At 60.8% G+C, this 24,346-nt stretch carries 23 protein-coding genes and 1 tRNA gene; 6 read left to right on the top strand and 18 right to left on the bottom strand.

Features of this window, described 5'->3' with window-relative positions:
* Window positions 1-105 precede the first annotated feature (105 nt).
* A complete protein-coding gene (locus AAF739_08555) occupies window positions 106-1,278 on the bottom strand; it encodes an acetyl-CoA C-acetyltransferase (GenBank protein ID MEM6382709.1) in 1,173 nt (390 codons plus the stop codon).
* 416 nt (window positions 1,279-1,694) lie between these two features.
* Between AAF739_08555 and phaR the strand changes: the two genes are divergently transcribed.
* Both phaR and AAF739_08545 read left to right on the top strand, forming a co-directional pair.
* Window positions 1,695-2,312 carry a polyhydroxyalkanoate synthesis repressor PhaR gene (gene phaR / locus AAF739_08550; protein MEM6382708.1) on the top strand — a complete coding sequence of 206 codons (618 nt, stop codon included), beginning with the start codon at window positions 1,695-1,697 and terminating at the stop codon, window positions 2,310-2,312.
* Window positions 2,313-2,604: 292 nt separating this feature from the next.
* Window positions 2,605-2,865 carry a hypothetical protein gene (locus tag AAF739_08545; protein MEM6382707.1) on the top strand — a complete coding sequence of 87 codons (261 nt, stop codon included), beginning with the start codon at window positions 2,605-2,607 and terminating at the stop codon, window positions 2,863-2,865.
* A gap of 17 nt (window positions 2,866-2,882) precedes the next feature.
* On the opposite strand, the gene ggt is transcribed toward AAF739_08545, so the two are convergent.
* Complete coding sequence (gene ggt / locus AAF739_08540) at window positions 2,883-4,475, bottom strand: gamma-glutamyltransferase (protein MEM6382706.1); 1,593 nt, start codon at window positions 4,473-4,475, stop codon at window positions 2,883-2,885.
* Window positions 4,476-4,603: 128 nt separating this feature from the next.
* On the opposite strand from ggt, the gene AAF739_08535 reads away from it, so the two are divergent.
* Complete coding sequence (locus AAF739_08535) at window positions 4,604-5,032, top strand: heme-binding protein (protein MEM6382705.1); 429 nt, start codon at window positions 4,604-4,606, stop codon at window positions 5,030-5,032.
* A 36-nt stretch (window positions 5,033-5,068) separates the two neighbouring features.
* On the opposite strand, the gene AAF739_08530 is transcribed toward AAF739_08535, so the two are convergent.
* From AAF739_08530 to AAF739_08520, 3 genes are all read right to left on the bottom strand, one after another.
* Window positions 5,069-5,485 carry a hypothetical protein gene (locus AAF739_08530; protein MEM6382704.1) on the bottom strand — a complete coding sequence of 139 codons (417 nt, stop codon included), beginning with the start codon at window positions 5,483-5,485 and terminating at the stop codon, window positions 5,069-5,071.
* An 87-nt stretch (window positions 5,486-5,572) separates the two neighbouring features.
* Entirely contained in the window at window positions 5,573-5,755 is a 183-nt protein-coding gene (gene rpmF / locus AAF739_08525) for a 50S ribosomal protein L32 (protein ID MEM6382703.1), read from the bottom strand.
* Between the two features lie 183 nt (window positions 5,756-5,938).
* Entirely contained in the window at window positions 5,939-6,685 is a 747-nt protein-coding gene (locus AAF739_08520) for a transglycosylase domain-containing protein (protein MEM6382702.1), read from the bottom strand.
* Between the two features lie 106 nt (window positions 6,686-6,791).
* On the opposite strand from AAF739_08520, the gene AAF739_08515 reads away from it, so the two are divergent.
* Window positions 6,792-7,700: a polyprenyl synthetase family protein gene (locus AAF739_08515; protein MEM6382701.1), complete on the top strand. Its 909-nt coding sequence runs from the start codon at window positions 6,792-6,794 to the stop codon at window positions 7,698-7,700.
* A gap of 112 nt (window positions 7,701-7,812) precedes the next feature.
* On the opposite strand, the gene AAF739_08510 is transcribed toward AAF739_08515, so the two are convergent.
* The 13 genes from AAF739_08510 to AAF739_08450 all read right to left on the bottom strand — a co-directional run bounded on the left by AAF739_08510 (window position 7,813) and on the right by AAF739_08450 (window position 19,454).
* Entirely contained in the window at window positions 7,813-8,352 is a 540-nt protein-coding gene (locus AAF739_08510; protein ID MEM6382700.1) for an RNA pyrophosphohydrolase, read from the bottom strand.
* A 15-nt stretch (window positions 8,353-8,367) separates the two neighbouring features.
* Window positions 8,368-9,588 carry a divergent polysaccharide deacetylase family protein gene (locus AAF739_08505; protein ID MEM6382699.1) on the bottom strand — a complete coding sequence of 407 codons (1,221 nt, stop codon included), beginning with the start codon at window positions 9,586-9,588 and terminating at the stop codon, window positions 8,368-8,370.
* A 157-nt stretch (window positions 9,589-9,745) separates the two neighbouring features.
* Window positions 9,746-11,080: a S41 family peptidase gene (locus AAF739_08500; protein MEM6382698.1), complete on the bottom strand. Its 1,335-nt coding sequence runs from the start codon at window positions 11,078-11,080 to the stop codon at window positions 9,746-9,748.
* The gene (locus AAF739_08495) at window positions 11,077-12,396 is read right to left on the bottom strand and encodes a peptidoglycan DD-metalloendopeptidase family protein (protein MEM6382697.1); all 1,320 of its coding nucleotides are present in this window, start codon (window positions 12,394-12,396) and stop codon (window positions 11,077-11,079) included. The genes AAF739_08500 and AAF739_08495 overlap by 4 nt, the downstream gene beginning before the upstream one ends.
* 95 nt (window positions 12,397-12,491) lie before the next feature.
* A complete protein-coding gene (rlmH, locus tag AAF739_08490; GenBank protein ID MEM6382696.1) occupies window positions 12,492-12,968 on the bottom strand; it encodes a 23S rRNA (pseudouridine(1915)-N(3))-methyltransferase RlmH in 477 nt (158 codons plus the stop codon).
* A gap of 42 nt (window positions 12,969-13,010) precedes the next feature.
* Entirely contained in the window at window positions 13,011-13,349 is a 339-nt protein-coding gene (gene rsfS / locus AAF739_08485) for a ribosome silencing factor (protein MEM6382695.1), read from the bottom strand.
* Window positions 13,350-13,600: 251 nt separating this feature from the next.
* Window positions 13,601-14,239, bottom strand: coding sequence for a nicotinate-nucleotide adenylyltransferase (locus AAF739_08480; GenBank protein ID MEM6382694.1), 639 nt, complete (start codon window positions 14,237-14,239; stop codon window positions 13,601-13,603).
* Window positions 14,240-15,529, bottom strand: a complete 1,290-nt coding sequence (locus AAF739_08475; GenBank protein MEM6382693.1) for a glutamate-5-semialdehyde dehydrogenase — start codon at window positions 15,527-15,529, stop codon at window positions 14,240-14,242.
* 5 nt (window positions 15,530-15,534) lie between these two features.
* The gene (gene proB, locus AAF739_08470) at window positions 15,535-16,737 is read right to left on the bottom strand and encodes a glutamate 5-kinase (GenBank protein MEM6382692.1); all 1,203 of its coding nucleotides are present in this window, start codon (window positions 16,735-16,737) and stop codon (window positions 15,535-15,537) included.
* Complete coding sequence (gene obgE, locus AAF739_08465) at window positions 16,725-17,768, bottom strand: GTPase ObgE (protein MEM6382691.1); 1,044 nt, start codon at window positions 17,766-17,768, stop codon at window positions 16,725-16,727. The genes proB and obgE overlap by 13 nt, the downstream gene beginning before the upstream one ends.
* A complete protein-coding gene (locus AAF739_08460; protein MEM6382690.1) occupies window positions 17,765-18,298 on the bottom strand; it encodes a GNAT family N-acetyltransferase in 534 nt (177 codons plus the stop codon). The genes obgE and AAF739_08460 overlap by 4 nt, the downstream gene beginning before the upstream one ends.
* Window positions 18,299-18,395: 97 nt before the next feature.
* Window positions 18,396-18,665, bottom strand: coding sequence for a 50S ribosomal protein L27 (gene rpmA, locus AAF739_08455; GenBank protein MEM6382689.1), 270 nt, complete (start codon window positions 18,663-18,665; stop codon window positions 18,396-18,398).
* A 78-nt stretch (window positions 18,666-18,743) separates the two neighbouring features.
* The gene (locus AAF739_08450; protein ID MEM6382688.1) at window positions 18,744-19,454 is read right to left on the bottom strand and encodes a 50S ribosomal protein L21; all 711 of its coding nucleotides are present in this window, start codon (window positions 19,452-19,454) and stop codon (window positions 18,744-18,746) included.
* 305 nt (window positions 19,455-19,759) lie between these two features.
* Between AAF739_08450 and AAF739_08445 the strand changes: the two genes are divergently transcribed.
* Both AAF739_08445 and AAF739_08440 read left to right on the top strand, forming a co-directional pair.
* Window positions 19,760-19,849, top strand: a tRNA-Ser gene (locus AAF739_08445).
* A gap of 552 nt (window positions 19,850-20,401) precedes the next feature.
* On the top strand, window positions 20,402-24,346 hold a 3,945-nt coding region (locus AAF739_08440), incomplete at its 3' end, for a choice-of-anchor Q domain-containing protein (protein MEM6382687.1).

Raw genomic sequence — 24,346 nt, 5'->3', positions numbered from 1 at the left:
CGTCCGGTCAGCAGTCGAAAGAAGAAGCGCAACAAGGGGATCAGAAGGATCGCTGCCCCGATGATCCAGGCCCATTGCTCCCCCATCCTGCGCTGCTTTGAGCACCTATCGTTCGACGCAGAGCGCCACGCCCATGCCGCCGCCGATGCACAAGGTGGCAAGGCCCTTCTTGGCGTCGCGCTTCTGCATCTCGAACAGCAAGGTGTTCAGGACCCGCGCACCGGACGCGCCGACCGGGTGGCCGATGGCAATGGCCCCGCCATTCACGTTCACGATTTCGGGGTTCCAGCCCATGTCCTTGTTCACGGCGCAGGCCTGCGCGGCAAAAGCTTCGTTGGCTTCGACGAGATCGAGATCATCGACCTTCCAGCCAGCCTTCTCCAGTGCCTTGCGCGATGCCGGGATGGGTCCAGTGCCCATGATCGCCGGGTCGACCCCTGCGGTGGCCCATGAGACGATCCGCGCCATCGGCGTGATGCCGCGCTTCTCGGCTTCCGCTTCACTCATCAGGACGGTGGCTGCACCGCCATCGTTAATACCAGACGCATTGGCCGCCGTGACCGTACCTTCCTTGTCGAAGGCCGGACGAAGCTTTGAGATGCCCTCAACCGTCACACCGTGTTTGATGTACTCGTCTTCCTCAACAACAGTCTCGCCCTTCCGGGTCTTGATGGTGTGGGCGACGATCTCGTCTTTGAACTTGCCGGCCTTCTGGGCGGCTTCGGCCTTGTTCTGTGACGCAACAGCGAACTCGTCCTGTTCGTCGCGGGTCAGTTGCCATTGTTTGGCAACGTTCTCGGCGGTGGTGCCCATCAGGTACTTGTGAAAAGCATCGGTCAGAGCATCGTACATCATGGTGTCGACCATGGTGCCATTACCCATCTTGACGCCACCACGCAGGTGCATGGTGTGCGGCGCCATGGTCATCGATTCTTGCCCGCCAGCCACGATGATGTCGGCATCGCCATTGGCGATCTGCTGCATACCAATGGCCACCGCACGCAAACCTGAACCGCAAAGCTGGTTGAGCCCCCACGCGGTCGCCTCCTGAGGTACGCCTGCCGCCATCGCTGCCTGACGGGCAGGATTCTGCCCCTCGCCTGCCGCGAGAATCTGACCCATGATGACCTCGTCGACATCGGCAGCGTCCACTTTAGCCCTGTCTAGAGCTCCTTTGATGGCGGTTGCGCCGAGCTGGTGCGCCAGAACGCCATTGAAGGACCCATTGAAAGATCCAACGGCAGTCCGAGCCGCCGATGCGATAACAACTGAAGTCATTAATGATGTCTCCCGGGTGAGCCTCGATATCCGAGGTTTGGTGGCGGGCGATTGGAACGCCCTGTTGACTTGATGCGATGTGAATAAAGTCAAACACACCCGCCGTCGGACCTGTCAATTGACCAAACGGCGCTGATGGACCTTGATCCGGATCAACTCGACCCGCCTGCTAAGGATGTCCCCTTACGCCGGTTGTGCTTTGCAACAGAACCGGTCATACCTTGTAAAACATTGTCCAAAATACCCTGGCTTTTTCGCTGATTTGTGGGGCAGTGATTCAGGGTCGAACCGGCAAGCCTTTCGCTCCACAGCCTACAAAGCCGGGGACCGAAATGGTTCAACAAGAAGAAGGGACGCTTCATCAAGAAGCGTTCGATACCTAAGAGCCCAAGCGGCCAAAAACGGGGGATGGTCAGATGGCCTTGCAATCGGACAACGACGCCGGGGCGCCAGTCACCGTCATCAAGAAGTACGCCAACCGTCGCCTGTACAACACTGGAACGTCGACTTACGTCACCCTCGATGACCTGGCAGACATGGTCAAAGGCGGCGAGGACTTCACGGTTCAGGACGCAAAGACCGGCGAAGACCTGACCCGTTCGGTCCTGACCCAGATCATCTTTGAGCAGGAAAGCAAGGGCACGAACCTGCTGCCCATCACCGTTCTGCGCCAGCTCATCAGGTTCTACGACGATTCAATGAATGCGGTCGTGCCGACCTACCTGGAACACTCGATCAACGCCTTTGTCGCCGATCAGGAGGCGATCAAGGAAAAGATGACCAAAGGTCTCGGTGGGATGCCGCTGGGCGCGATGAGTGGTGTCATGCAAGAGCAGACCCGCCGCAACATGGAACTTTTCCAGACCGCCATGTCGAACGCCATGAACATGTTCTCCCCGTTTGCAACGACCTCCACGGCTGCGGCCGAAGAGGCCGCAGACGCGGCGCAAGACAATGTTGACAGCATTGAAGAGTTGCGCGCGCAGCTGACGGCGATGCAGTCGAAGCTCGATTCAATCTCTGGCTCCGACTAGTTATTGGTCTCGCTTAACGGCGAGCCGTTTCCGACATCGCTGGCAACTCCGCGTGGCGTTTACCGCGTTACGGAATTGCGTTGGCGCGCGCACACCCCATCTGGTAGCTTAATTAGGCCTTAAGCGGACTTTAACGACGCTGTCCCGTTTTGAAACATCGGGCACCGGCGGAAGGTTCAAACCGGAAAGACGCCTACGCGTGCAGATCGAACCAACACGCTCGTTTCCCTCGACAAAGCCTCATACCGGCTCAAGGGCGAGTGCGCGGGGGGCGCGGCAATCGACGCACAGCTTGGACCGGATTGAACCGATCACTGGCATCTCGAAAAATCATCAAGACCAAGAGCATCGCGAGCGCCGCTCGAACGAGACGGTCGCAAACGCCGCTGCGTTGCGCTTGGGTCTGGCTGCGCAACTGTTCGCATCCCATGAACCGATGCAGAGTGTCCCGGTCCTGCCGCTCGCACCCGCCGCTCGGGCCGCCGCCCGCTATGCGCAGACGCAGCACGGTCTAGGGCTGCCCGTCTCCATGGGCTTTGTCCGGACGACCTGACAGAACACCATCGCTCGCTAGAGCCCGGCGGCGCATCCATCCTTGCGCGGATCAGACCCACCGGTGAACACGCCGGTCTCACGGTCACGCCAGATGGCTTGACCACCACCGATCGCCCGCTTTGCAAACGATGGAGCGTGTCCCAGGGCTCGCAGGCCGTCCATCGTCTCGTCGCTCAGGGGCTCCTCGACAATCGGCTGCTGGTCGCTCGCCTGCCAGAACACCCGCGGTTCATCGAGCGCTTGCTGAACATCCATGTGAAAATCGACCATGTTCGAAATCACATGCGCATGGCCAACGGGCTGGTACGCTCCGCCCATGACGCCAAACGCCATAACGGGCACACCCTCCTTGAGGGCCATCGCCGGAATGATCGTGTGCATCGGTCTCTTGCCGCCCATAAGTTCGTTCGGGTGGCCCGCCTCAAGAGAAAAACAGGCGCCGCGATTCTGCAGGACGATACCCGTCACATCGGTCGCCGTGAGCGCGCCGAAATCGTCGTAAATTGAGTAGATAAGCGACACCATCTGCCCCGAACTATCTGCCGTCGCGACGTAGACTGTATCGGAGTTGGGAATGTCAGGCAGGTCAAAACCATCGGATCGATTGGTCAGATCAACCTGACCCACCAGCGCATCAATGACAGCATCGTCGAGCAGCGCATGCGGATCAACGGTTGTGTCCGCGTCGCCGACAAGCGCATCGCGCACGCTGTACGCGGCCCGACCAGCCTCAAGTTCGAGGTGAAAGCGCTCGGCGCTCTGCGGTTTCATGGCGGCGACATCAAAACGCTCAAGAACCTTCATCATCATCAGCGCGGTGATGCCCTGGCCGTTCGGCGGCAGCTCGGCAATCGTCAGCCCACGATAGTCCGCCATGATCGGGGTCACCGCATCGGCCTTGCAGGTAGCGAAGTCGGACAAGCTCATCACGCCACCGAGATCGCGAATGTGGGCGACGATGTCCCGCGCGATCTCGCCAGTATAAAAGGCCTGCACACCATCGCGCTGAATGGTTCGCAGGGTTTGGGCAAGTTGGGGCCAAACCAGCCGGTCGCCTGGTTGGGGCACGTGGCCCGATGGCCGAAATACGCGCTTCAGAACGTTGTCGCTACCGACATCGCGCGGATCTTTCGGGTTGGCCATGTCATGCCCGACCCGGTCCGCGACGATCCACCCGTCATGAGCAAGCTTGATCGCGGGCTCGAGCAAGTCCTCAAGGCGTCGGGTGCCGAAGCGGCTCGCGATGTGTTCAAACCCGCGAAGCGCACCAGGCACCGTGATCGCATGGGGGTGCGTTGGTGGAACCTTGGCGAAGCCCTCATCGCGCAGCATTTGAGCATTCAGGCGCGCAGGCGCCCGGCCCGATCCGTTGACGCCATGCAGTTTTCCATCCGGCTGCGCGATGATTGCGAAACAGTCGCCTCCGATCGACGTCATTTGTGGTTCGACGACGCTCAAGACGCCTGCGGCAGCAAGCGCAGCATCGGCAGCATTGCCCCCGCTCGAGAGCACTGCCAGCGCAGCAGTCGTCGCGGCGGGGTGCGACGTGGCCGCCATGTAAGACAGGCCGCGCGCGGGTGACCGACCGGGATAATGAAAGTTCCGCATGGTGTTTCCGATCAACCGGTCACATCGCTTGCAATGTGCCGAAGTAATGAAGCCTTGCGCGGGCCAGCCTGCGCGGGTTACCCGCCTAGGGAAAAACCACACATGATGCAACTTGATGGGAAAGATTGATGCCGCTGTCGCTCGATGACGCCAACACACTGATCACCGCCGCAATCGCCGAAGGCCGCGCAAAGGGCTTCGCACCGCTCGCTGTCTGCGTTCTGGATGCCGGAGGCCACGTTCAGGCGTTTCAGCGTGACGATGGCGCATCCATGCTGCGCTTTGAGATTGCCAAAGGCAAAGCCTATGGCGCCCTGGCGGTTGGTAAAGGCTCTCGCTGGCTCAACGCCCAAGCCGAAGGCCGCCCCCATTTCCTTGAGGGCCTGTCGAACGTGTCAGGCGGCCGAATCGTGCCCGTCCCCGGCGGGGTGCTTATCAAGGACGCCGATGGCACCCTGCTCGGTGCCGTCGGCATCACCGGCGATACCTCCGATAACGACGAGATCGCGGCACTGGCTGGCATTGCGGCAATCGGCAAGGTCGCCGTGACGGACTAGCAACGAACCGGCCTGCGCCTCCAGCTTGGCACCGGTTCAGAAACTGCCTCCAGGGGCGATTGCAACATCGCGGCGCGCCACATTCAGGCTTATCCAAAGCCCTGCTAGCACGTCTACAAGTGCGGCCAGCGTCAGAAGCGCGAACAGGCCGGTGGCAGCGGGCTGCCAGACGATGAACAGCACCACAAAAATGATCACGGTCAGAACCGACAGGACATGGTCGGCGATGGGCGCAAAACCAATCCGGGTCGCTTTGACCACCTCGAGAAACAGCATCACAATCCCAAGTGCTAGTACCCCATCACCTTGAGTGAGGCTGACGGTTCCCCCTGATATCATGCCGAGCGAAAACCAGGCCCTTTCGAAACCTGCAACACCAGCAGGCCCAAGGGCGACAACGCCGTAGATCGCAAGCGGTATCAGCATGAGCGGAAACGCGGTCAGCATGCGCATCGAAGCACTCCATGATGGGTACGAATCAAAAAGGCCGGGCTTACGACCGGCCTTTAGACAGAAATAGCGGGCGAGAAAACGACCGTGTCAGTCGTCTTTCGGCTCTAAGATCTGCTTGCCGCGATACATACCGGACTTCAGATCGACATGGTGGGGACGACGCAATTCGCCCGAATCCTTGTCTTCGACATAGGTGGGCGCGGTAAGGCCATCAGCCGAGCGGCGAAAACCGCGCTTCATCCGGCTAACTTTCCTCTTGGGTACGGCCATGAGATAATCTCCAATGGGTGGGCAGTCACGCCCAAGGCTATCAAACGGCGATGACCAAGCGCACGCTTGCGCGCATGAGCAGGACGCCGAAATTCGGGATGCCGCTATATAGAGCACCAGCCTTGGCCTGCAAAGCCCTTTCTTCAAGGTTTTGCGGTGCCGATTCCCGTCCCGCCCAGCGCGTCAAAGTGCGTCTGGCCGTGCGGACGGCACGGGTGGAGTGGCCGATGGCGATGGCGGCGGCGGCTCCAAACAGTCCATCAGGTGATTCACGCCTCTGGCGCGTTGCGCAATCGTGCGGGCGATTGCGCGTTGACGCGAGGTCGGAGAGGCCGGGTCACGGGCCGAAGGCAGCGGCAAGGTCGCCACCAAGAGCCCCGCCTGATTGGCGCTGACATCGCCAGCTGACACCCCGTACGCGCGCTGGGCTGCCGCTTCGAAACCGTAGAGTTGGGGGCCGAGCTCGGCAATGTTCAGATAGACTTCCAGCATGCGCCGCTTACCAAGAACAAAGTCCAACCAAAGGGCTACCGGCACTTCAAGCGCCTTTCGGACAACTGATTGTCCCTGCCAAAGAAAGAGATTGCGTGCGACCTGCATGGACAGCGTTGACGCGCCCCGTGCATCTTCCCCCGCCCGCCAGCGTTCCCATTGCGTCCGCAAGGCATCCCACTGCACGCCGTTATGAGCACAGAAAGCCTGATCTTCCGACGCGATGATTGACCGTCGCAGCACCGGCGCGGTTGCATCGAGCGCGATCCACTGTCGGTCGTAGCCGCGCAGCATGACAAGATCGCGGATCATAAGCGTCGAGATGGGCGGCACCACCTTGGCAAGAACGCTCATCGTGACGAAGACAAAAATCAATACCAGCGCCGTTCGCAGCAGGCCCTGCGCAACGGTTCGCCCTAATCCACGAAGTTGCCGCACTGTTGGCGAGCCATGGGATGCTCCCGACGACCCACTTGTGCCTGTGGGACCCATTGGCTAGGCCACCCTGATCCGGTTGAACCGCTGCATTGTAAAGGCTGATCGTGTGACAGACGTCGCCGCCATAGCTGACCACATCCGTTCTGTCGCTGATAGCACTACGGCGGATATGGACCAGCTCTTGTCTGATCTCAAGGCACCAGCACGGCTCATCGAGGCCATGCGCCACGCTGTGTTGGCGGGCGGCAAGCGCCTACGCCCCGTTCTTGTGCTTGAAGCGACCCATATGCTCGGGGCCGGACGAAAGCTACCGCCAGGCGCACCCCAAGTCGCGATGGCGCTTGAGTGCATTCACACCTACTCGTTGATCCATGATGATCTGCCGTCGATGGACGATGACGATCTGCGCCGGGGCAAGCCGACCACCCATAAGGCCTTCGACGAGGCGACGGCCATCCTCGCGGGCGATGCCCTACAGACCTTGGCGTTCGAGCTCGTGGCAACCTGCGGGCATCCATCAACAGCCGCGATGAGCCGCGATCTGGCGCGGGCCGCGGGCGCAACGGGCATGGTGGGCGGCCAGCTTCTTGACCTCGCAGCCGAAGGCCGGTTCGGCACCGCCGAAGAGATCAAGGACACCTTCGCGCTCGCCGCGATGCAATCGATGAAGACCGGCGCGCTGATCGAGGTCGCCTGCACCCTTGGCGCTCAACTGGCCCTCGCGCTGGAAACCGATCGCCAGGCGATGGCGCAATATGGAGCGGCGCTTGGGCTTGCCTTTCAGATCTCTGACGATTTGCTGGATGCCCAAGGCTCAGCGGAAGAGGCGGGCAAGCGGACCGGCAAGGATATCGACGCGGGAAAGACCACATGGCCCGGGCTGCTGGGCATTGATGGCGCACAGAACGCCTTGCAGGCCGCTATCGGTGACGCGCTCAAAACCCTCGAAGCCTACGGCCCGCACGCCGAAAAGCTGGCCTATCTAGCGGCATCGCTCGCCGGACGCACGAGGTAGGATTTCGCCGGCAAACTGGCCCGCCCATATGGGTCGGCCATACAGCAAAGTTGTCGCGACAAACCTGAACCTATTATCGGGGTCGGGGATACGTCAGCGTACCGCGAAAGCGCTACGCCCACGCCAAGGCAGAATTGTTGCGCAACGCCTCGATCAGCTGCTGATAAAGACCAACCTTGAACGCGACGGCTCGTTTGGGCGCGTCCTCGATCATAATCCATTCCCAAGCATCGAACTCGGCGGTGTGCCCATCGGGAGGCTGCGCGACATTGATCTCGCTTTCCTCCCCTTCAAACGCGTAGACGAACCAGCGCTGTTTCTGTCCGCGAAACTTCCCCTTGAGCGCGATGCCAACCAACTCTTCGGGCAGGTCATAGGTCAGCCACCCCGGCACTTCGGCCAGCAGCGAGAGCGAGCGGATCGAGGTCTCCTCAAACAGCTCCCGACGCGCGGCGCTCTCAGGGTCCTCATCAGCGTCGATCCCACCTTGCGGAAACTGCCAGAGACGCTTGGCATCAACATATTCCTCGTTGGGAAGGCGGCGACCCACCCAGGCCAGCCCTTCGCGGTTGACGACAATTGCGCCGACGCATGGCCGGTAAGGCAACGCCAACTTTTCTTCGTGACACAATTCACGCGGCTTCTTGCTCATCGCGGCCTGCCCACTCTACTCAAAACGGGCAAGCGATGAGACCGGCACCAGCGCAATGCCCTTCGCCGATAGGGTCTGCGACCACTCTTCGAGCGTCGAGATCGTAATGGGCAATGCGGAGGCGACGCCGATCGCCGAACCACGCTGCCGCGCAAACGCTTCCAGTTGGGACAGCCTTGCGGCAATCGATTCCGTATCGCCTTGCGCATCAATCACCACATCCGCCCGCACGGCAGGCTGACCCTCGCCCGCTGCAGCCGTCAATCGGCTACGCGCCGAGCGACCATCATCGACAATCATCAATCCACGCCCCAGTGTGTCTGTCACAATAGGCTCGAGCAACGCTTCTTCCGAGGCAAACCGGCTGCCCATGTAGTTCATGAAGCCGACCGGCGTCGAAACCCGCGAAAGAGCCCAGTGCAGGCGCTCGATATTCGCTTGCGCATCAAGTGACGCGAGCAACGTGTGCGGGCCAGGATCATTATTGGGGTAATCGAACGGCTCCATCGGCACTTCGATCAAGTACTCATGACCCGCCGCCCGCGCGCGCTGTGTCCAACGACCGAGCGAATTGCCATAGGGCGCGAACGACAAGGTCATCGCGCCGGGTAGCCGGTTGATCACCTCCTGCGTTGCCGTCTGGCTCATCGCGAGGCCTGAAACGATAATCGCAATCCGATGCTGCCCCGGTGCCACCGTACCCGCTTCGAGCGGACGGGCGTACGCGTCCAGCGGCCTTTCGCCACCTGCCCCGATGGTTGGAATGAAGCTATCGGCATCAAACCGTTCAACCAGCGCGGGATCGGCCAGTGCGCGCAACCCCCCCTGGGGATCAAACCGCGGTGCAGCGGACGCGTTTTGCAACGCGCGCCCCAGTTCGGCGGGAGATGCGGGCTCCATGGCCTGTTGCGGCACGCGGATAATCCGCGGACCATCCGTTTGCTCGGTGCTGTCGCCCGATCCACGCAACATCTGTGGTCTATCAGATGGCTCTCCAACATCACCGCTGCGTTCACCAGGAACCGTGATGGGGGCCACGGCGATCGGCTCGCCACCAAACTCGTCATCGGTGACTATAATCCACAAGGCGAGCGCAGCCACCACGATCAGAAGGAAAACAGCGCCAGCGCGCACCAGCAAAGCGCCAAGCGCCTTAATGCGCTTCATCAGCGCACCCGGCTCCCGCTTTTTTGGCATAATGGGCGTATGCAGATCCGACGCGAGTTCCGCAGACATGGGTTACCTTTGCTTGCACATTCAGCAGATAGGCGCGGCGAGCGCCGGACGCCACCAAGCTTTCAAGCAGGCGCAAAAAAGCCGGCACTCTGGTTCTAGAGCGCCGGCTTTAAGCGGAGGTTAACCATGTCCCGCGCCAGAAGGCGCGATGACCTGATCAGTTTGGCAAAGGTGCATTCGGATCTGGCGGGAATGCCGCATGAACTTCTTGACCGCGCAGCAGGCTCAAGCCGTACTGCAACTGCGTATCAAGTTCCGTATCCGCCGGGACGTACACCGAGGAACCGGAGCGTTCGTCATCATCCTCATTGGACAAGTGGCCATCTAGAGCTGCTTCCCCGCCGGGCTCATCAAGACCGACAAGTTCCTCAGGCAAATTCTCCTGCAGAACCTCGATATCCGGGTCGATGCCCCGCGCCTGGATGGACCGGCCAGATGGCGTGTAATAGCGCGCGGTCGTCAACCGAACAGCCGAGTTGGCCGACATGGGGATCACCGTTTGAACCGACCCTTTGCCGAAGCTCAACGAACCCACAAGGGTCGCCCGACGATGATCTTGCAGAGCACCCGCAACGATCTCCGATGCTGACGCCGAACCGCCATTGATCAACACAACAACCGGCAAACCGCCAACCATATCGCCCGAGCGCGCGTTGTAGCGACGTGTCTCGGACTCATCACGACCACGGATAGAAACGATCTCACCGCGATCGAGGAAGGCGTCCGACACTTCGAGCGCCTGGTTCACCAGCCCACCGGGGTTGTTGCGCAAATCAAGCAGGTAGCCGGAGAGCTCGACGCCCTCCTCCTCGGCTTCCTCGTTCAGCTCAAGTATCGCTTGTTCGAGGCCTTCGCCCGTCTGTCCGGAAAAGTTGGTGATGCGCAGATAACCAACGTCACCCTCAAGGCGGCTGCGGACCGAGGCGATACGAATGGTATCGCGCTCCAGCGTCACTTCAAAATCTTCAGCGCCTTCACGACGGACACGCAACACGATTTCGGTGCCAACAATGCCGCGCATCCGTTCGACCGCATCGGCCAGCGTCATGCCCTGAACGTCCTCGCCATCAAGTTCAACGATCAGATCATTGGCGAGGATGCCAGCGCGTGCAGCCGGGGTTTCATCGATGGGTGAGACGACCTTCACGAAGCCTTCTTCCATCGTCACCTGGATACCAAGACCGCCAAACTCGCCGCGCGTCTGTTCCTGAATATCTTCGAACGCTTCAGGACCAAGATAGGCAGAATGCGGATCAAGTGCACTGAGCATGCCATCAAGCGCATTTTCTATAAGCTCAGCTTCGGCCTGGGGTTCCACATAGTCGTTGAGCACACGCTCGAAGACATCCCCGAACAACTTAAGCTGATTGAACGTTTCCGCCCCGGTTTGCGCTTGCGCACCAATCGGCCCGAGCCGGTAGTGGGTGACCCCGAAGGTCACTGCCACGCCGAGCACAAGGCCGAGCGCGAAGACTGGCAATTTTTTGATCATCCCTCAGTCCTTTGACTGTCTGTTTCCGCCCACCATGCCGAAGAATCGATAGAACGTCCATCCTCTCGTAATTCGACAAACAAGACCGGCTGCGGCGCACCTTGTGTGCCGTCTGCCAGAACCGTCGATCCCCGATTGCCCATCGTGGCAACCGGTTCACCCATCAGCACAAACTGGCCCAATGCGACATTTATACGGCTCATCCCAGCAAGCACCATCCGGTAGCCATCTCCCACGTCCAGGATGACAACCTGGCCGTAGGTGCGAAAAGGTCCAGCATACAGCACCCAGCCATCGGCGGGTGCGACAACGCGCGCACCAGCGCGCGCGGCGATATGCACGCCTTCACTGGCTATGCCAAATCGGTCCGGCTCGCCAAATTTCAACAGGTCAACTCCGCGCACCGGTCGCTGGATCATTCCCTTGCCACTCCCGAATGCGAAGGCGGGGGTGATCCGGCTGGAATCGCGCAGCAATGCCAGCGCGTCATCATCGCTTGCGTCGGGTACAGCCTCCTGCGCCGCTTCCGCTTCGGCAATGGCTTCGCGAACCGACGACAGTTCGCTTTCAAGTTCCGTCAAAAGCGCTTCGAGCGACGTCGCGTCATTGGCCAGCAAGGCCGCCCGTTCGCGTTCGCGTTCAAGCACAGCCTGATTTTCTTCGCGCACGCGCGACCGCTCGGCGAGCAGCAGCTCGATGCGTTCCTCTTCCTGCTGCAGTTCCTCGGCATCGGCGAGCAACACCTCGAGCGCTTCATCGAGCGCCAGACGGGCATCGGCAAGGGCAGACAGATCGTTGGCGAGGGCGCGTGATTCGGCCTCAAGCTCGGGGAAAGCAACGCCCAGCAAAAGCGCCGACCGCACGGAGCGCAGCGCGTCGCCTGGCGAAACCGCAAGAGCCGGGGGCGGCTCGCGACCCACGCGCACCATTGCCGACAAGAGCGAAGCAATCCGCGTCCGCTGCGCATCAAGGGACGTCTCGATCGCCTCCTTGTTCTGTTCGAGCGCGGCGATCCGCTCGCGCTGAACCTCTATGCGCCCCGTGAGCCGTTCGGCCTGGCTGGTCGTGCGGATAAGAACATCGGTGAGTTCGCCCACATCCGCGTCGATCGCCTCGATCTCGGCCCGCAGCATCTCTTGACGTGCCTGAGCCGCCTGGAGGTTTGCCCGCAGGCGCTCGAGCGCATCGGTTGCCACGTCGCGCTCATCCTCAAGTTCCGCAGAGCGCACTTGAGGGTCCGGCACGGACTCATCCTGCGCAAGCGCGGGGCCTGCGAGGGCGGCGTAAACGACAAGAAGCAAGACACGAAGGCGCATAAGGAAGCGACCGGTTGGTGGCGCGGGAACTCCAGAACGCAACAATGACGCGGGCCGCGTTAAGCGATCGTTTAGCTTGGCGGAACCCAGAGCCATCAATCGCGATGATAGGGGTGGCCGTCAAGCATCGTCAGGGCACGGTACACTTGTTCGGCGACGAGAACCCGCACAAGCTGGTGCGGTATGGTCAGTGCGCCAAACCCGATGACGTTTGTTGCTTTCTTGCGGACCGACGCGTCCAGACCGTCAGGGCCTCCGATAACCGCCGCGATGGGCCTTCGGTCTTCCCGATGATCTGCGAGCATGGTGGCAAAAGCCGGCGAGGATAAACTCTTGCCGCGCTCGTCAAACGCGATCAGGGCGCCGGTATCGGGCAGCTTGTCGAACAGCGCTTGCGCTTCGGCTGCCTTGCGCTGATCCGCACCTGCGCCCGATGCTTCGCGCAACTCCGCCAAGGCAAGGTCACCGAAGCCCAGTTTCCTCGCCAGCGGCTGCGAACGCTGCCAGTAACGGTCGAAGAGCTGCCGTTCGGGGCCGGCCTTCATTCGGCCAACCGCCGCCAGCATGATCATGCCATCCGAGCCTCAGGCGCGAACAGACGCGGGGTCAGACCCCTAAGCGTCTGCGGAAAAACTGTCGTCCCAGAGTTTTTCCATGTTGTAGAACTCGCGCACCTCCGGTCGGAACAGGTGCAGGATCACATCACCCGCATCGATCAGGACCCAGTCCGCGTGAGGCAAGCCCTCAACACGTGGGCTGCCATGGCCGGCATCTTTGAGGGCGCGCTGCACATGGTCGGCGACCGCCGAGACGTGGCGATGCGAGCGACCCGACGCGATAAGCATCGTATCGGCGAGCGCGGATTTGCCTTCAAGATCGATGGTAATGACGTCCTCTGCCTTGGAGTCCTCCAAGGTGGCCTGGACGGTGGCAAGGAGCGACAGCCCTTGCAACGGTGTACCCGTAGCGCTGGCATTGGGCACGGATTGTGCCACTGATGGAAACTCAGTGGCGGAGTTTTGCGCAGTCAAACCGGCAAGCATCCCTTCGCTTGGTTCGCGTTGATCGAAGGCGACGCATATCCGGCCGAAGAAACAGTGGCAAGATTTGCGCACGCTTGCGGTGCGAACCGAACACCGCACCTAGAGTGTGGCGATAAATTCTTAACGTTTCAAGACAAGACCGGTGCAGGAGTGCCGCACATTCATTCTGCTTCGGAGATGCCCGCCGCGTTTTGCGCGCGCAACGCCGTGGATGAGGTGGTCGACAGAGGGCCGCGGACGAACGTCCAGACCGGTGGCTCGATCTGCGCGATGCGGGCAGCATCATCGCTGTCGAGGCGACAATCCTTGAAAGTCTGTGCGAAGCGCGATGACAGGCTGGCATGGCGCGCGCCGGGTCTGTCGATCACGGCTATTGGCAAGGTTTCCGCAATGGTGCGCCAGGCGTTCCAGCGATGGAAGCTGGCCAGATTGTCGGCACCCATCAGCCAGACGAAGCGCACATCGGGGCGCATGGCCGACAGCATCGCGACCGTATCGGCCGTGTAGCGAACGCCAAGCTCCGCTTCCACGCCAAGCACCTTGCGGCGCGGGTGAGGCGCCTGCTGCCGAATGGCGACGATACGGGCGTCGAGGTCGCTCGCGGGATCATGGGTCTTGAGCGGATTGCCCGGCGTCACCAGCCACCAGACCCAATCAAGCCGCAGCGCCTTGAGCGCGCGGTCGGCGACCAGCAGGTGCCCGTCATGCATCGGATCGAACGAGCCGCCATAGAGCCCGACCGACTGGCCCGCCCCAACGGCTGGTAGCCGAACCTTACGCGGAGGGTGCGACCGGACCACCTAGGATGGCCGGGTCTGACCGCTGCCCCGCACCACATAGTGAAAGCTTGTCAGCTGCTCAAGGCCAACCGGCCCGCGCGCATGCATCCGGCCTGTGGCGATGCCGATCTCGGCGCCCATCCCGAACTCGCCACCATCGGCGAACTGCGTTGAGGCGTTGTGCATCACGATGGCGCTGTCGCAGCGGTTCAGAAACCGCGCCGCCGCATCCGCATCCTCGGTGATGATGCTCTCGGTGTGGGACGAGCCGTAACGGGCGATGTGGGTAAGCGCGCCATCGACACCGTCTACCAGCGCGACCGAAATGATCGCGTCAAGATATTCCGTCGCCCAATCCTCTTCGGTCGCGCGCGTTACACCCTGCGCCATCGCCACGATGTCTGCATCGCCGCGAACGGCACATCCCGCCTCCTGCAAAGCCTGCACCAGCGGCAGCGCGAACCGATCCGCCGATGAGCGATCGATTAGCAAGGTCTCCGCTGCACCGCAGATCGATGTGCGCCGCATCTTGGCGTTCACCACAATCTGTTTGGCCATGGCGAGGTCGGCAGCAACATCCACATAGACATGACAGATGCCTTCAAGATGCGAGAAGACGGGGACGCGCGCTTCGTCCTGAACCCGCGCGACCAGAGACTTGCCGCCGCGTGGCACGATCACATCAATGGTCCCGTTCAAACCGGTGAGCATCGCACCAACCGCCTGACGATCGGTCACGGGCACCAGCTGAACGACATCGGCTGGCAGGCCAACCGCTTCAAGCCCCTCGGCGATCGCGCCGTGCAGAGCCTGATTGGTCTCGATCGTATCCGAGCCGCCACGCAGGATCGCTGCATTGCCCGCCTTCATGCACAGGGCGGCGGCGTCGACGGTCACATTCGGCCGCGATTCGAAGATGATCCCGATAACCCCAAGCGGTGTGCGAACCCGCGCAACATCGAGCCCGTTGGGCCGCTCCCAACGGGCCATTTGGTCGCCGACCGGATCGGGCAGGTCCGCGATTTGCTCCGCAGCCTGCGCGATGGCTTCGAGGCGCGCGTCGTTCAGCGTTGCCCGCTCCTGATAGGACCTGGCAACGTTCCGCCCCTGCATCGCCGCCAGATCGCGCGCGTTGGCGGCAAGGATCGCATCGCCCTGCGCGCGAATATTTGTCGCTATAGCCCGCAGAGCATCGTTCTTCACCTCGGTCGGTGCCTGAGCGATCGCTGTCGCCGCCGCCCGCGCACGGTCGCCCATCTCCTGCATCAACGCGAGCACATCCACGTCCGCGCCAGTATCGAGTAATGCCATTGTCTTTATCCCCCCACCACTCTCTTGCCATCCCTATCCGCACCCGGACCGGCAGGCGCCAGATCGGCGTTCGAAACCGCCGCCGTCAAGGCCATATCATCGCGATGGACCATCGCGCTGCGACCCGCATAGCCCAAAATGCTTTCGATTTCTCCGGTGCGCCGACCCGCAAGCTTGGCAGCGTCCGCGCTATCGTAGGCCACGAGGCCACGTGCTATCTCCGCCCCGTCGGTACCAACAATCCGCACCGCATCGCCCCGCTCGAACGATCCTGTGACCTGTCGTACGCCGGCCGGCAGCAGCGACTTGCCCGCCAGCAGCGCGTCCCGCGCCCCCGGATCGACAATCAGGTCGCCGTGCGGATCGAGCGACCCGGCAAGCCATCGCTTGTAGGCCGTCGCGGGTGTTCCGTGCGGCGAGAACCACGTGCAAGGCGCGCCCTGATCAATGGCTGCAAGCGGATTGAGCGTTTTGCCCGACGCGATCACCATGGCCGTCCCGGCAGCCGTCGCCATCTTCGCAGCGTCGATCTTCGTCTTCATGCCGCCGCGCGACAGGTTCGACCCTTCGCTGCCGGCCATCGCCTCGATCTGGGCGGTAATGCGTGGCACATGGCTTATGTGGCGAGCGCTGGCATCGCGGTCCGGAGGGGCGGTGTACAGCCCGTCAATGTCGGACAGCAAGATCAGCGCATCCGCCCCGATCATCGTCGCGACCCGCGCGGCAAGACGGTCATTGTCGCCGTAGCGGATCTCGTTTGTTGCCACCGTATCATTCTCGTTGACCACCGGTATCGAGCCGCGCGTCAGCATGGTCGAAATGGTGGCTCGTGCGTTGAGGTACCGCCGCCGCGCCTCGGTGTCCGATAAGGTCAAAAGGACCTGCCCCGCCACCAACCCATGCGCGCCCAGCACATCGAAGTAAGCCCGCGCCAGTGCGATCTGCCCCACTGCTGCCGCTGCTTGCGCATCTTCAAGCTTTTCCGGTCGGGTCTTCATACCCAGCATCACACGGCCAAGCGCGATAGCGCCCGATGACACGATGACGATCTGACACTTGTGGCTGGCGAGCTCGACAAGGTCATCGGCCAGGCTGTCGAGCCAAGCGGCCTTCAAGGAACCGGTTTCAGCATCCACCAGGAGCGACGAACCGATTTTGATGACGATCCGCTTGTGTCTGGAAAGTGGCAGGAAATTCAGGGCCGCCATCCACCTGCCTCCTCACGTGGATAATCATCGTCGGCCTGCCCCGCATCATCATCAAGCAGGCGAACGCAGGCACGCAACAGTTCGGGAACGCCTTCTCCCGATGCGGCGGAGATCGCAAATGGCCGCTTACCCGACGCTTTGCCGAGTGCAGCCAGCGCCTGTGCGCGTGCGTCATCGTCAAGCGCATCGCACTTTGACAGCGCCACCAGTTCGGGCTTCTCGCTCAGCCCATGACCATAAGCGTTGAGCTCGCCGCGGATCACGTCGTAAGCTTCGCCCACATCGTCTTGCGTGCCATCCACCAGATGAATGAGCACCTTGCAGCGTTCCACATGGCTGAGAAAACGGTCGCCAAGTCCGACGCCCTCCGAAGCGCCCTCAATCAGCCCCGGGATGTCCGCCAGCACGAATTCACGATCGTCCTGCCGGACCACACCAAGATTGGGGTGCAGCGTGGTGAAAGGGTAATCGGCGATCTTGGGCTTGGCGGCGCTATTCGCCGCGAGAAAAGTTGATTTTCCAGCATTGGGCAGACCCACCAGACCGGCATCCGCGATCAGCTTGAGCTTCAAGATCAGCCAAGCCTCTTCGCCCTCAAGGCCTGGGTTCGCGTTACGCGGCGCCTGGTTTGTCGATGACTTGAAGTGCGCATTGCCGAAGCCGCCATTGCCGCCTTCGAACAGGAGCACCCTTTGTCCGACTTCGGTCATGTCGGCCAACACCTCTTCGCTCTCCACATCGATGATCTGCGTACCGACGGGCAGCTTCAGGACGACATCGTCGCCCTTCGAACCCGTCCGGTTGCGGCCCATGCCGTGGATGCCTTTTTTGGCTTTGAAGTGCTGCTGGTAGCGGTAGTCAATCAGCGTGTTGAGACCGGCAACGCATTCTGCCCAGACATCGCCGCCCCGTCCGCCATCACCGCCGTCCGGCCCGCCGAACTCGATATACTTCTCGCGGCGGAAGGAGACACAGCCGGCACCGCCGTCGCCTGCCTTCACATAGATTTTCGCCTGGTCGAGAAACTTCATGGCGCATCTCCGGCGGGCTCGACACGATCGAGAACATACACCTTGGAAGGCTTGCTGTCGGTTTCGCGCGCGGGCGTGAAACAGCTTGAGGAGCCGACAAAGCGAAACCCGTTCTTCTCCAGAACGCGCTGTGAAGCGACGTTGCTCGCAACAGTTTGCGCGTCGTAAGGCCCCGCAACGCCCTCAGAGTCAAGCAGGGTAAGAAACAGGCCCACGGCTTTGCTTGCGATGCCTTTGCCCCAGTACTCGCGACCAATCCAATAGCCCAGTTCGCTGTCGCCAAGTTGGCGCGGAGCGAGGCTGATGCCGCCAACCAGCGCGCCATCTGCCTCGATCGCCCGACTAACCTTGCGGCCGGACTCATTGCGCACGTCCGACAGATAGGCCTCCGCGTCGGACCGCGCATAGGGGTACGGGATCATCGAGGTCATCTCGGTGACCTCAGGATCGTTGAGAAGCCGTGCCAACCGATCGGCATCGTCAAGCCGAAAGCGGCGCAAACTGACCTTTGGGCGATGGGTGGAGGACATGATCGGCTCTTGTGAAACAAAAAAGGGAGGCCGTGGCCTCCCTTGATCTGCTTTCGGCATCTTCACAAGGGAAGGCCGCAGCACCGTGGCGAGCAGCCTATTCGGCGGCTTCGGCAAACGGGTCGATGGAAACATAGGTGTTGCCGTCACGCTTCTTGGCGAACGACACGGTACCGTCTGTCAGAGCGAACAGGGTATGGTCCTTGCCCATGCCCATGTTCGTGCCTGGGTGCCATTTCGTGCCGCGCTGGCGCACGATGATGTTGCCGGCGGTGACGACCTCGCCACCGAATTTCTTCACGCCAAGGCGGCGGCCCGCTGTATCGCGTCCGTTGCGCGATGAACCGCCTGCTTTTTTGTGTGCCATGGTTCAGTTCTCCTCACGGTGATTTTCGGCGTCGGTGGCGTAACGAGCCACCCGCGAAATCACATTATCCGTTTATCCCTACTCGCCCTTTGCGAGTTCTGCAGCTTGATCAAGCCAATTATCACGTTCGATGCGCCCCTTGAAGGACAGAGCATCATCCACCTTTGCAATGTCTTCCGGCGTGAAGGCTGCGACCTGCGCGAAGGTGGTGATACCCAACGCGTTCAGCTTCTTCTCAAGAACCGGGCCAACGCCGGAGATCTTCTTGAGATCGTCGGGCGCACCGGCAGGTGCTGCAAACAATGCACCTTCGGGCAATTCAGCAGCTGGTACCGGCTTTGCTGCTTCAGCTTTGGGCGCCTCGGCCTTGGGAGTTTCGGCCTTTGGTGTTTCAGCCTTTGGTGTTTCAGCCTTGGGCTCGGCTTTGGTTTCGGCTTTTTTGGGCGCGGCCTTCTTAGCTACCTTCGGCTTCGCACCACCGGTCAGAATGTCCGTAATCTTGACAACAGAGAAATCCTGACGATGGCCATTCTTGCGCCGCGAGTTCTGGCGGCGGCGCTTCTTCAGAATGATGATCTTGCGGCCGCGCTTGTTCTCAAGCACTTCGCCAACGACCGAAGCGCCATCAACGAAGGGCGAACCCACGCTGACGTCGCCTTCGCCGCCAACCATCAGGACGTTCTCAAAAACGACCTGGCTCGAAGGGTCCTGGCCAAGCTTATCGATTTGAATGACATCATCGGCGGCGACGCGGTATTGCTTCCCGCCGGTTTTGATGACTGCGAACATCTTCTTATCCTTGTGTTCGACCTCCGATGTCACGCGCTGCCAGGACCAACAGGAATGATGGCCGGGGGGTTGCAGCGCCTGCTCAGAGCTTCTTGCGAGTCGGTTAACAGGTCGGCCCAATGAGGGGCCAGTTACCGTCGGCGAAACACTTCGCCAGACGAAAAAAGGCGCAGGCTTGCGGCCCGCGCTTTCGTGCGCCGTATAAGCCTAAAGCGGACGCGAATGTCAAGCTGAGCTTGCATTGCGCGCAGCCTTTCGTCTATCGGTGGCGCCGTCCTGCAGGCGGTCGCGCTCGCGGGGCATGCGGAGAGATGCCGGAGTGGTCGAACGGGGCGGTCTCGAAAACCGTTGTGCGCGTGAGCGTACCGAGGGTTCGAATCCCTCTCTCTCCGCCACTAGGTTTTGCTCTGTGCCTTCAAGCGGTCGGTCCGAAGGACCGGAGCCAGCTAAGACGGCACACCCGCGGTTGACTGGCTCCGAGTTCGAACTTTGTTCGATCCTCTCCGCCATTGGGTTTTGCTCTGTGCCTCCGGCACAGTTGCGATCTGCTGGCGTCGCGTTCGATCAAAGTCCTCAACGCTCCGCCATTCCCCTGCGCGCTTATGTTTGCTGATGTCACCGATTGATCGGTGACATCAGGGTTTTCTGTCCATTTCTGATTGTGCCCGCCTCCCCACAACCGCTGGCATCCGGTGTTCTGGTCGGAGAGGGAAGCGGGACAGGTATTCGCAGGATTGGCGTGGCCTCTGTTGCGGCGGCAGAAACCCACAACGGATCAAACAACGCCGATAAATCTGCCGTAATTGTAGGCAAGTTAGACTCCGGCGCGTTTACCAAAGGCCATACTTAAGTAAGATTACGTGGAAAATCACTGAGTATTGGTGGTCGCTTCTTACTTGCTACCAGTGTTAGCCTGACCGAGCGAACAGACGGGATAGGAGCACCTCATGGCCAATTTCGTCGTCACCACACTTCAAGACGAGAACGATAGCGGCGCGACGGTTGGTTCGCCCATTGGGACGGGACTGTCGTTGCGAGAAGCGATTGCGCTCGCCAATGCCAACCCTGATGCCGATACCATCACCTTCGATGCCGGCTTGGCCGGACAGACGATCACGCTCACGCTAGGTCAACTCGCACTGACCTCCGACATGACCATTGACGGCGATATCGATGGCGATGAGCGCGCCGACATAACCGTCAGCGGCGATGATGCGAGCCGTGTTTTCACAATCACCGGGGCGGACACGGATGCGACGCTGAACAGTCTGGCAATCGCAGACGGGTTCTCGACGATCAACGGCGGCGCGATCTACACCGTCGGCAGCTCAAGCCTGACGATCAACGACAGCACCATACGCGACAGCGAAGCCGGCAATGGTGGTGGAATCTATAACCGGGGTTCAGACCTGGCCGTCAATGCCAGCCTGATTGCGGGCAACAGGGCTACTGGTAATGGCGGCGGGATTTACTCGAACACGGACCTTTCAGGCACCACCACAACAGTCTCCAATTCGACGATCACCGATAACCAGGCAGGCAACGGGTCCGCCGATTCGGGCGGAGGGCTGTTCAACTTCAGCGGCCTGACCATCATCCAGAACTCGACCATTACAGACAACACAGCCGGCATTGCCGGTGGTGTCGGTTCCTATGACACGAGCGACACGCGGACCGACGTCTCGTCTTCAATCATTGCCGGGAACACGACCACCTTTGGGGGCAACGGCACGTACGGCCAGGACGTCGGAACGCAAAGCGCGACCGACACCGACAATTCCTTCGCCTCTCTAGGCAACAATCTGATCGGCAACGGCCAGTTTGCCGGGCCGAGCTTTACCGCGGTTGACTTCTTCACCAATGGAACAAACGGCGACATCGTCGGCACAGAGGCTGCACCGATTGATCCGCTTCTGGCCGCCCTGGCCAACAATGGCGGGCCGACCCAGACCATGGCACCCCTGCCGAGCAGCCCGGCAATCAACGCCGGCAACAACGATCAGATGCTGATGACGGACGCGCGCGGCGTTGCCCGCGACGATGGCTCAGGCACCGATATTGGCGCGTTCGAGCTTCAGGTCTCCGTAGCACCACCAAGCAATTTAATCGTCACAACCTTGGACGATGAACTCGATTCGAGCGGCCCGGACACCAATCTTGAGCTCATGGGTGGCGCAGGCGACCTGTCCTTGCGGGAAGCCATTTTCCTTGCCAACAGCTCGCAGCCCTCAACGATCACCTTCTCCTCCGCGCTTGCTGGCCAGACACTGACCCTCACCTTGGGCCAGATTTTCGTGACCGGCACCATGACGATCACTGGTGATGTTGACGGCGACGACAAAGCCGACATCACGATCAGTGGCAACGACGCGAGCCGTATTTTCAACGTCTTCGGCAGCGGAGCAAACCTCACCCTCAACAGTCTCGACCTGACAAACGGCTTTACGAACGTAAGCGGTGGCGCCATCAACGTTTCAGCGGTAGCCGCTGTGACCATCAACAACAGTATCATTCGTGATAGCCAGGCGCTCGGCGACGGCGGTGCGATTGCCAGTGTCGACACCCCGCTGACCATCAACTCCAGCCTGATACTCAACAACGTCGCTGCAGACGACGCTGGGGGCATCTCTGTCAGCAGCGGCAATGGCGCACTATCGACCATCACCAACACCACGGTCACCGGCAATATGGCTGGCGACGGAGCCTCCAACATCGGTGGAGGCGTTTTCAACATCAGCGGTGACCTGCTGATTCAGAATTCGACGATCAGCGGTAACAGCTCCGGGATCAGTGGAGGCGTCGCATCCAACGGCAACAGTTCCACCCGAACGGACATTTCATCGACGATCATAGCGGAGAACACCGCGGTCCAATCGGGATTTGGCAACGATATCGGCGCGCAATCGACATCGACGACAACCAATTCGTTCAACTCCCTCGGCAACAATCTTGTTGGTGACGGCACGTTCAATGGAACGGCGTTCTTCATCGATGGTGCAGGCGGCGATATCGTCGGCGACCAGACCTTCAAAGCCTTCGCCGATCTTCGACCCCTTGCCGACAATGGCGGGCCAACTCAGACCCTAGCACTGCGGCAAACCAGTCAAGCCATCGATGCGGGTAACAATGATGCAAGCCTGACGACCGACGCGCGCGGCGTTGCCCGCGACAATGGCTCAGGCACCGATATCGGCGCGTTCGAGCTTCAGAGCACACCAATTACTGGGCAGGTCTTCGTCGTCACCACGCTTGATGATGAGCTGGATAGCACTGCACCCGGCTCCAACCTCACGCTCATGGGCGGTACTGGCGATCTCAGTCTGCGCGAAGCCCTTTTTCTTGCCAACCAGCATAGTGCGACGGCCGATAGCATCACCTTCGATGCAGCGCTAGCTGATCAGACAATCATCCTCACGCAGGGCCAGTTGGATATCCGTGGCAATGTCACCATTGACGGCGATATCAATGGCGATGAAAAGGCGGACATCACCATCAGCGGCAACGATGCGAGCCGGGTTTTCAACATCACCGGGACGGGCACGGATGCAACGCTTAAAAGCCTGGACATCGCCAACGGATACGCATCCGATTCCGGCGGTGCGTTGCGCGCCGAAGGCTTCGCAAGTCTCACCATCATCAACAGTACAGTTCGTGACAGTGAGGCGGGGATAGCGGGTGGAGGTGTTTCCAGCCGCAATGTCAAACTAACGATCACGTCAAGCCTGATCGTCCAAAACACGGCGAATCTCGGTGGCGGCGTGGTGACGACGTCAAATCAGTCCGGTTTCGACACAATCATTACCAATTCCACGATCGCGGGAAACACGGCCATCACGGACCCCTTGTCAGGTTTGGGCGTTGGTGGTGGGTTTTACAACGCCGGCGGCCTCTCAAGGATCGAGAACTCGACAATTACCGACAATAGCGCGGACATCAGTGGTGGTGTTGCGAGTTACGGTGATAGCACAACACGCACAGAGGTCTCATCATCCATTATCGCAGCTAACACCGCGCGCGTAACGAGCTGTGGCAACGATGTCGGCGCCGATCCTTCACAACTCTCCAACTTCTCCATACCTTATAACTCTTTCAGTTCGCTGGGAAATAACCTCATTGGCGATGGGGCGTTTAGCGGGGAATTTTTCTTCACTTCCGGAATTAATGGCGACATCGTCGGCTTCGGTGGAGAGTACGTCGGGGGCATCGCGGGAGAGCGCGTGGATCCGCAGCTCGACGTTCTGCGCGACAATGGCGGTCCGGTTCAGACGCTTGCCTTGCTTTCCGGTTCGCTGGCCATCGATGCGGGCAACAAAGATCAGAACCTGACCGAGGACGCCCGCGGTGCGCCGCGTGCGTTCGGCACGGGTGCGGACATCGGTGCGTTCGAGAAGGCCGATGTGGCGACCAATGGGCCGGATATCTTGTTCGGGACGGGTTCGGGTGAGGTGATCAGCGCGCTCGACGGGCTGGACCTCGTCAATGGGTTTGGCGGCGACGACACCCTCAATGGCAACATCGGCAATGACACCCTCAATGGTGGGGACGGCAATGACACGCTGCGCGGTCAGAACGGCACCGATGAGCTGAACGGCGAAGATGGAGACGACACGCTTGAGGGTGGTGCGGGGATCGACACCCTCAATGGCGGGGATGGCGCCGACAACCTCAACGGAGGTGGCGGTCCCGATACGCTCAACGGAGACGATGGGAACGACGTCCTTGCGGGCAGCGCTGGCAATGACACGCTGAACGGCGGCGATGGCAACGATCAGCTGTTCGGTGGGGCTGACTTCGACAATCTCAACGGTGAGCTCGGCAACGACTTCCTCAATGGCGGCGCGTCGAACGACATCATCACTGGCGGCGGGGGCAATGACACGCTGATCGGCGAT

This window comes from Pseudomonadota bacterium (assembly GCA_039024915.1).
Classification (GTDB): Bacteria; Pseudomonadota; Alphaproteobacteria; order Rhizobiales; family MH13; genus MH13.
The sequence above is the reverse complement of the archived record's forward strand: the minus strand, read 5'-3'. Positions and strand labels throughout refer to the sequence as shown.

What these genes read in the sequence shown, in the direction of transcription:
- AAF739_08555 (MEM6382709.1), bottom strand. Translation starts at nt 1,278, where the DNA reads ATGACTTCAGTTGTTATCGCATCGGCGGCTCGGACTGCCGTTGGATCT.
- phaR (MEM6382708.1), top strand. Translation starts at nt 1,695, where the DNA reads ATGGCCTTGCAATCGGACAACGACGCCGGGGCGCCAGTCACCGTCATC.
- ggt (MEM6382706.1), bottom strand. Translation starts at nt 4,475, where the DNA reads ATGCGGAACTTTCATTATCCCGGTCGGTCACCCGCGCGCGGCCTGTCT.
- AAF739_08535 (MEM6382705.1), top strand. Translation starts at nt 4,604, where the DNA reads ATGCCGCTGTCGCTCGATGACGCCAACACACTGATCACCGCCGCAATC.
- AAF739_08530 (MEM6382704.1), bottom strand. Translation starts at nt 5,485, where the DNA reads ATGCGCATGCTGACCGCGTTTCCGCTCATGCTGATACCGCTTGCGATC.
- rpmF (MEM6382703.1), bottom strand. Translation starts at nt 5,755, where the DNA reads ATGGCCGTACCCAAGAGGAAAGTTAGCCGGATGAAGCGCGGTTTTCGC.
- AAF739_08510 (MEM6382700.1), bottom strand. Translation starts at nt 8,352, where the DNA reads ATGAGCAAGAAGCCGCGTGAATTGTGTCACGAAGAAAAGTTGGCGTTG.
- AAF739_08505 (MEM6382699.1), bottom strand. Translation starts at nt 9,588, where the DNA reads ATGTCTGCGGAACTCGCGTCGGATCTGCATACGCCCATTATGCCAAAA.
- AAF739_08500 (MEM6382698.1), bottom strand. Translation starts at nt 11,080, where the DNA reads ATGATCAAAAAATTGCCAGTCTTCGCGCTCGGCCTTGTGCTCGGCGTG.
- AAF739_08495 (MEM6382697.1), bottom strand. Translation starts at nt 12,396, where the DNA reads ATGCGCCTTCGTGTCTTGCTTCTTGTCGTTTACGCCGCCCTCGCAGGC.
- rlmH (MEM6382696.1), bottom strand. Translation starts at nt 12,968, where the DNA reads ATGATCATGCTGGCGGCGGTTGGCCGAATGAAGGCCGGCCCCGAACGG.
- AAF739_08475 (MEM6382693.1), bottom strand. Translation starts at nt 15,529, where the DNA reads ATGGCATTACTCGATACTGGCGCGGACGTGGATGTGCTCGCGTTGATG.
- proB (MEM6382692.1), bottom strand. Translation starts at nt 16,737, where the DNA reads ATGGCGGCCCTGAATTTCCTGCCACTTTCCAGACACAAGCGGATCGTC.
- obgE (MEM6382691.1), bottom strand. Translation starts at nt 17,768, where the DNA reads ATGAAGTTTCTCGACCAGGCGAAAATCTATGTGAAGGCAGGCGACGGC.
- AAF739_08460 (MEM6382690.1), bottom strand. Translation starts at nt 18,298, where the DNA reads ATGTCCTCCACCCATCGCCCAAAGGTCAGTTTGCGCCGCTTTCGGCTT.
- rpmA (MEM6382689.1), bottom strand. Translation starts at nt 18,665, where the DNA reads ATGGCACACAAAAAAGCAGGCGGTTCATCGCGCAACGGACGCGATACA.
- AAF739_08450 (MEM6382688.1), bottom strand. Translation starts at nt 19,454, where the DNA reads ATGTTCGCAGTCATCAAAACCGGCGGGAAGCAATACCGCGTCGCCGCC.